This window comes from Mesorhizobium sp. M7A.F.Ca.CA.002.09.1.1 (assembly GCF_003998555.1).
Classification (GTDB): domain Bacteria; phylum Pseudomonadota; class Alphaproteobacteria; order Rhizobiales; family Rhizobiaceae; genus Mesorhizobium; species Mesorhizobium ciceri.
The window spans coordinates 1-1,130 of the sequence record NZ_RZRR01001277.1 but is presented as its reverse complement, the minus strand read 5'-3'; the positions used below and the strand labels follow the sequence as shown (position 1 = coordinate 1,130).

2 protein-coding genes are annotated in these 1,130 nt (G+C 60.1%); one reads left to right on the top strand and one right to left on the bottom strand.

Features of this window, described 5'->3' with window-relative positions:
• Positions 1–173: 173 nt before the first annotated feature.
• Complete coding sequence (locus tag EN994_RS32490; protein WP_013531311.1) at positions 174–491, top strand: type II toxin-antitoxin system ParD family antitoxin; 318 nt, start codon at positions 174–176, stop codon at positions 489–491.
• Positions 492–502: 11 nt separating this feature from the next.
• Here EN994_RS32490 and EN994_RS32485 read toward each other — a convergent pair.
• On the bottom strand, positions 503–1,130 hold a 628-nt coding region (locus EN994_RS32485; protein ID WP_164746477.1), incomplete at its 5' end, for a sterol desaturase family protein.

The following is a 1,130-nucleotide window of genomic DNA, read 5'->3' as shown; positions in this document are numbered from 1 at the left end:
GTTGAGTTCGAAGCCAATTTTACAGATTTGGGGGGCCATGAATTCGGCCGGCATTTCGGCACAACTCGGCGCATTAGCGCCACCATGCCGGATGGTTCGGAAGCTGGCCGGGCGAAACCCAGGCGCTAGGACCTCATCGTTGGCCGCACGGATGAAGCAGGATACAATCCCACTTGCTGTCCAATGGGAGCCGTTCCACGGAATTCGCCGAGAAACTTTCTGTCACAGTCACGCCAGCAATGGCCCGCCTTATCCGCCAAAAAGTCGAAGACGGCTCTTTCGGCTCGGCGAGCGAAGTCATCCGCGCGGCGCTCCGGGCCTTCCAGCGCGAGGAAGAGGAGCATGCCGAGCGCCTAGCCGCGATCCGGGCCAAGATAAAGGCTTCGATCGAAGATACGCGTCCCGCTATTCCGCTGGATCACGCCATCGCGCAAGTGAGGGAACGAATCGCGCAATTGGCGTACGACAGCGATGACGACGGACCCTCCTGACATAAGAAGTTCTACTCGGCGGGCTCGACACCCACGCTTGGCAACCCAGGCTTCCCCGCCTCAGCAGGATTTCGCCTGACATAGGCAGCCTTCAAACTCTCCGAAGTCTCGCGCGAGCCGTCATGGCTCCAGCCGGGAGGCTTGATCAGATAGTTCAGGCGATCGCTCAAGGTCAGACCGGGCGCAAAGGCATCCCTGAACATGCCGATCCATTCATGGAATGCCACTTTCAGCGGATTGAAGGTGCCGAGATTCCTGACGATGCCGTAGCGCGGCCGGTCTTCTTCCAGTTCCCCGACGAAGGTGCCGAACATGCGGTCCCAGATGATCAGCGTGCCGGCATAGTTGGCGTCGAGATAGCGCGGATTGGTGGCGTGGTGGACGCGGTGGTGTGAGGGCGTGTTGAAGACGAACTCGAACCAGCCCCACATCTTGCCGATGGTCTCGGTGTGGATCCAGAATTGCCAGACCAAATTGAAGCCGAAGGTGAAGGCAATCACCGCCGGGTGGAAGCCGAGCAGCACCAGCGGCGCCTGCAGCACGAACATGAAGGTGAACAGGCCCGTCCAGCTCTGCCGCAGCGCTGTCGACAGATTGTAGTGCTGGCTGGAATGGTGGTTGACGTGTTCGGCCCACACC